General features: G+C 70.6%; 4 protein-coding genes and 2 pseudogenes. 2 read left to right on the top strand and 4 right to left on the bottom strand.

The features are described 5' to 3' along the window. The 3 genes and pseudogenes from AC5LUJ_RS01480 to AC5LUJ_RS01470 all read right to left on the bottom strand — a co-directional run. A pseudogene (locus tag AC5LUJ_RS01480) lies at positions 1-316 on the bottom strand (hypothetical protein); the annotation flags it as partial. Continuing rightward, positions 313-1773, bottom strand: a complete 1461-nt coding sequence (locus AC5LUJ_RS01475) for a hypothetical protein (protein ID WP_250290680.1) — start codon at positions 1771-1773, stop codon at positions 313-315. The pseudogene AC5LUJ_RS01480 and the gene AC5LUJ_RS01475, both read right to left, overlap by 4 nt. Then, positions 1774-2274: a hypothetical protein gene (locus AC5LUJ_RS01470; protein ID WP_493464351.1), complete on the bottom strand. Its 501-nt coding sequence runs from the start codon at positions 2272-2274 to the stop codon at positions 1774-1776. A 613-nt stretch (positions 2275-2887) separates the two neighbouring features. Here AC5LUJ_RS01470 and AC5LUJ_RS01465 point away from each other — a divergent pair. Then, the gene (locus tag AC5LUJ_RS01465; RefSeq protein WP_250285339.1) at positions 2888-3067 is read left to right on the top strand and encodes a hypothetical protein; all 180 of its coding nucleotides are present in this window, start codon (positions 2888-2890) and stop codon (positions 3065-3067) included. A gap of 512 nt (positions 3068-3579) precedes the next feature. On the opposite strand, the gene AC5LUJ_RS01460 is transcribed toward AC5LUJ_RS01465, so the two are convergent. Continuing rightward, a complete protein-coding gene (locus AC5LUJ_RS01460) occupies positions 3580-4884 on the bottom strand; it encodes a nucleotide sugar dehydrogenase (RefSeq protein ID WP_250285344.1) in 1305 nt (434 codons plus the stop codon). 349 nt (positions 4885-5233) lie between these two features. On the opposite strand from AC5LUJ_RS01460, the pseudogene AC5LUJ_RS01455 reads away from it, so the two are divergent. Then, a pseudogene (locus tag AC5LUJ_RS01455) lies at positions 5234-5771 on the top strand (MraY family glycosyltransferase); the annotation flags it as partial.

The raw sequence follows: 5771 nt of genomic DNA, 5'->3' as shown, positions 1-5771 counted from the left end.
TCTCGCTGTTCGCGGTCTCGTTGCCCTGGCCCAGCAGGCCCAGCAGATCGGCGGCGAGCGTGGGGAAGCGCTGCACGACGGTGTCGACGGAGACGGCCGGGTCCAGGAGAACGGCCGGCAGGTCGAGATCGTCGACGATCGCCAGGCTCGCCGACTCCAGCGCGAGCTGCTCGTCCACGGCGAAGATCCGGGAAAGCAGCCGCCAGTACAGGACCTGGCGCCGGTTCTCGGCGACCGTGTCGAACGAGCCGGCCTCTCCCGCCAGGGTCTGCCGGGTCTGCCGGACCTGCCGGGTCACGTTCGTGGATGTGGTCACTTGCGCAGCAGCCTTCCGGCGCGTTCACGCAGGACGGCCACCGTGTCGCCGTTCCTGGCGTGCGCCTTCGCGATCTTCGGATCGGTGACCCCGAGGGCCCAGTCACCGGCGTGCGCCGCCGTCGGCTTACGCCTGACCACGGCCTGGGCCGCGAGCGGGCGCAGCCGCCAGGCGCCGCCGTCCCAGCGCAGCAGCCCGAGGCAGGCGGACGAGACGGCCAGCAGCTCGGGAGTGAGCGGGCCGTGGCTCGCCGCCGGGTTCGCGGCGACCGGGCTGACGTCGACGTCGAGTACGGCCCCGTCCAGGTCGAGCGTGACCGTCCGCCGCTCGGCGTCGAACGCGGCCGCGTAGTCCTCCACGAGCACCGGCTCGGCGATCCGGACGGGGTGGCGGTCCAGCGGCACCGCGGCCGGCGCGACCGCCCCCGCGAGCAGGACCCGGGCGGTCACGAACGGATCCGCCGCGTCGGCGAGCCGCGCCGCGTCCTCCCGCCACAGCAGATCGCCGCCCTCGAGCAGCGCCATCTCGACGATCTCGACCGCGCGGTGCTCGGCGAGCGCGCCCAGCAGGACCGGGTAGGCGCTCAGCAGGTGCCACAGCGCAGGCCCGACGATCGTGTCCACCTTCGCGGCGCTCACCCCGGCACGCACCAGCCGCGGCGGCGCGTCCGCGCCGCCGGTGGCCTCGAGGATCCCGTGCACCTGGACCCGGACAGCGGTGTCGTGCTCGGCGATCTCGGCGCCGAGCACGAGCAGCCGACCGGACACCCGCTCCGCCGTGTCCGCGTCCGGTGTCCAGCCGCCTCGCCAGGCGAGCAGTTGGGCGCGCGTCCACAGGTCGCCCCAGCGCCGGACCGGGAGCCGCGCCGCGGCCCCCACCGGGCAGGAGGCCCGCAGCTCGGTGGCCAGGCCGTCGACGAGCACCGCCAGCCGGCGCAGGCCCGCCTCGGTCCACGCGGCCTCGCGCGCCCGGGAACTCGACGAGACCAGCTCGTCGTCGACGCCGCGCCAGCCGGTGATCGCCAGCTCGCGCAGCCACGACCGGCAGCCGGCAAGCGCACCGTTGCCCGCCGGCCCGGACGCGCCGGCCGCCGGCGGCCCGTTCCCCTCCGGCCCGGCATCCCAGGTCAGCCGGTCTCGACCGAGCGCCGCGTCGAAGCCCGTGAGCAGCGCGTCGTGCGCGGCGCCGAGGAGGGCGGCACGGGCGCCGGCCAACGCCACCAGCGCGTCGTCGCCGGCCGAGCCGACAACGATCTTCTCCACGGCCTCCGCGGCCCGCGGGCCGAGCGGGGTCGCCGCCACCGCGCCCGCCAGGGCCTCGAGCGCGTCGACGGCCGACGGGCCCAGCCGGCCGAGGCCGTCGGCCAGGGCGTCGTCGAACCCGTCCACCACCGTGAGGGCCGCTTCGACGCCCGCGGGCGCGGACCCGGTCAGCGCACCCAGCTGCGTCGCGCGCATCTACAGCACCGCCCGTTCCGCCGGGAACCAGTCGAGCTCGGGAACGGGCCCGGCGACGTCGGGCCGCTCCAGGTAGCCGAGATGTCGTAGGAAGCCGCTGAAGACGGTCGCCGCGGGCTGCTTCTCCTGCTGCCCGCTCAGGCCGGCGATCAGGTCGGCGGCCGACGCCGCGCCGTCGCCGACGTCGGCGCGCAGGTAGCGCGCGACCCGGTCCGTCCCGTACTGGAGCACCGCCGCGTCGACGAGCGCCTGGAGGTGCTTGCACATCGCCCAGGTGTTGAGCCCGCCGCAGGGCCGGTTGTTGTTCGTGCTGCAGTAGTACGCGTGCGTCCCGGCGGCGATCGACGAGACGTACACCCGCTCGATGTCCGAGCCGCTCGACACGACCCCCTGCAGCCGCCCGTCGGTCAGCTCGACGAAAGGCACCTTCGCCAGCGCCCGGGGCGGGACGGGCGCCCCGACCCGCCCTGTGCTGCGCCGTTCCTCGTGACCCGTCGCCACCGCTCATCGACCTCCGTCGCTCGACCGGCCATCACCGACCGGTCGCTGCCGATCAGCCCGGTCTGCCCGCTGTTGTATCGCGGGGGTCCGACAGTTCTAACCGGGGCGATCAGGACAGATCGGAATGGGCCATACGGCGACCCGGAGCAACCACGTGCCAGTGTGCGACCAGAGCCGGGACGGCAGCCCGCGGATACCTTCCGCCCACATCAACATCCGCGGTGCCGTCCCACCAGGAACGGCGACGAACCGCACGCGAGGCTGCCATGGACGAACTGGTAGCCCTCTCCGAGGAGTTCGACGGCTACCGCGCGACCGACAGGCCCTATCGTCGCACGGAAGCGCCATGACCTTCGCCGCGCTGCTCGACACGTGCGTCCTGTTCCCCATGCACCTGCGCGACAGCCTGTTACGCCTCGCGATCACCAACCTCTACCGTCCGCTGTGGTCGCCACACATCCTGCGGGAGCTCCAGGACGCACTCGTCCGCGAGGGTTCGGCGTCACCGGAGGCAAAACGTATAGTCATCCACAATGGGGCACGCGGCCCGCAAGGCACTCACCGACTCCCACCTACGGCTCCGTGCACGTCTACATCGGGGTAGAGTGCATGTGTGGAGATCTATGGTGTGGTCGTCCCAGAGCCGCACGAAGTTGTGGACGAAGCTCCACCGGACGTAGTCGCTGCTGTTGCGGAGGCTGACGAGACGACAGACGACGCCATCGTCTGTATGAGCTTCCAGGCGTTCGACGATCTGTTGAGCGAGTTTGTCGAGCACCCGCAAGCCAGCTAACCCCGGAAAATGTTCAGCGGCACGGAGCAGTTACCGTGCTCAACATGCCCACCTTCCAGCCGGAGAGCCGGTTTCTCGCCGAGTTCCACCGACTCAGCGCTGCGGATCAGGCTGCGTTCCGACGTGCGGTGGTGCTGTTCCACGAAGGGCTGGTTGCTGGGCGGTTCCATCCCTCACTACGCGTAAAGAGCTACCAGTCTCTCCCGGGTGTCAACGAGATGACGTGGGCACGTAACGGCCGCGCCCTGTGGCGCTATGGGCTACCTGTGCGGCCTGGGCATGCTCACGTAATCTGGCTACGGATCGGGACACACGATATATACAAGCGATAGAAGCGCACTCCCACAAACCATCGTTGACCGCTCCGCTAAAAGCATAATAATCATATTATTTGATTGTGTTTGCAAGGCTCCAGTCAGGTGGATCGGTGGCCGGGTGGTGTCCGGAGGGCTGCCGGACACCACCCGGATTTGGTGGCTGTCCGTTGGCGGGCTGGCCGTCGTCGGGTTGGGTCAGAGGAGTTCGATCTCGGCGGTGGCGGGTGGCGCGGCGTCGTGGTGGCCGGAGCGCTGGGTGGGCAGCCAGCAGCGGGTGTCGAGGACGGCGCGGGCGCGGCGGGCCACCAACTCCCGGGAGAACGCGTCGTGGTCGACCAGGACGACCACGAGGTCGGCGGCGGCGACCTCCTCGGCGTCCGCCTCGACCAGGGCGACACCCGACGGCAGGCAGGAGGCGTCGACGTGCGGGTCCGCGGCCCGCACGTGCGCGCCGAGCCCGGCGAGCAGCGTGGCGACCCGCACCGCCGAGGACTCCCGGGCGTCACCGGTGTTCTTCTTGTAGGCCAGCCCGAGCAGCAGGATGCGGCTGCCGTTGACCGCGCTGCGCCGGCGGTTGAGCATCTCCAGGACCCGGCGCACGACATGGTCGGGCATGTGGTCGTTGACGTCGTTGGCGAGCTCGACGAAACGGAAGCTGCGCCCGAGGCTGCGCCGTACCCGCCACGACAGGTAGGAGGGGTCGATGGGCAGGCAGTGCCCGCCGACCCCGGGGCCGGGGGTGAAGCGCAGGAAGCCGAACGGCTTGGTGGACGCCGCCTCGATCGCCTCCCACACGTCGACCCCGAGCTCGTGGGCGAACATCGCCAGCTCGTTCACCAGGGCGATGTTGACGTGGCGGAAGGTGTTCTCCAGCAGCTTGGTCAGCTCGGCGGTGCGGACCGAGGCCACCGGCACGGTCGTCTCGACGATCGAGTCGTAGAACGCCCGCACGGCCCGCAGGGACCGCTCGTCGACGCCGGAGACCACCTTCGGGGTGTTGACCAGGTTCCAGCTCGGGTTGCCGGGGTCGATCCGCTCGGGCGAGTAGCCGAGGAAGAACGACTCCCCGGCGGCGAGCCCCGAGGCCTCCTCCAGCAGCGGCCCGAACAGTTCGTCGGTGGTGCCGGGGTAGGTCGTGGACTCCAGGATCACGGTGGCTCCCCGCCGCAGTAACGGCCCGAGGCTGCGCCCGGAGCTCTCGATGTAGGAAAGGTCCGGGATGCCTTCACGCAGCGGGGTCGGGACGGTCACCACCGCGACGTCGAACTCGGACGCGTCCTGATAGCTCGATGACGCCCGGTAGCGGCCGCTGTCGATGGCCTCGGCGACGACCAGGCTCGGGATGTCCTCCACGTAGGACTCACCGTTGCTCAGCCGTTTGACCCGCCCCTCGTCCACCTCGATCCCGACCACGGACCAGCCGGCCTCGACGGCCCGCATCGCCAGGGGCAGACCCACGTAGCCCTGACCTACCACGACGAGCTTTCCGTAATTAGTCATAAGCATAGCGTGACATACCGAACCGCCGCCAAAGCGGAAGCATGGCCCGTGTCGCACCACAAGCCGAAGATCGACACCAGGTGACGCCCGGCGGGCATCCGGCCCGAACCCCGTGGACGGCGACACGACACCAGCGGCGACACGACACGACACGACACCGGCGGCGATGTCGGACGCGACACGACGAACGCCTATCCACACTAGTAGTAGTGTCTCTACTACTTAATGTAGCCATCTTTCGATCTTCGACCGGAGCCGGATCCCACCGGCCACCAGCGGCACGGCCATGACCGCTCCGTGCCGGCGGCGGCGAAGAACCCTCCCGGACCATCCCAAGGCGGTGGACGACGTGGTGCTTTCGGCAGTCATCGCACTTCTGATCACCGCGGTCACGACGCCGGCCGTGATCGCGGGCATGCGACATCTGGCCGTCATGGACACCGTGACCGAACGATCGTCACACCTGGTGCCCACCTGCCGGGGCGGCGGGGTGGCCATCGCTCTCGGCCTGTTCGCCGGCATGCTGGTACCCATCGTCGACCCGGCCGTGGACGCCCCCGCCGAGCTGTTCACCGTGGTGGTGGCCGCGGCGCTGTTCGGCCTGCTCGGCCTCGCCGAGGACACCCACGGCGTGGCCGCGCTCCGCCGGCTCGGCCTGCAGATGGTCGCGGCAGCACTGACGATCATCGCCTGGGTCGCCGTGGCACCGCCCGACCTGCCGGTCGCCGTCATCCCGCTGGCCGCCTGCGCGGCGCTGGTGTGGATCGCCGGCTTCACCAACGCCTTCAACTTCATGGACGGGATCAACGGCATCTCGTCGGCCCAGACCCTGCTGACCGGCGTGGCCTTCGCTGTCATCGGGCACCGCAGCGGCCTGGACTTCCTCA

Source organism: Protofrankia sp. CiP1_Cm_nod3 (assembly GCF_982290655.1).
The sequence above is the reverse complement of the archived record's forward strand: the minus strand, read 5'-3'. Positions and strand labels throughout refer to the sequence as shown.

Bases quoted from the DNA above. Each gene is read 5' to 3' on its own strand.
- AC5LUJ_RS01475 (WP_250290680.1), bottom strand. From the start codon at position 1,773: ATGCGCGCGACGCAGCTGGGTGCGCTGACCGGGTCCGCGCCCGCGGGC.
- AC5LUJ_RS01460 (WP_250285344.1), bottom strand. From the start codon at position 4,884: ATGACTAATTACGGAAAGCTCGTCGTGGTAGGTCAGGGCTACGTGGGT.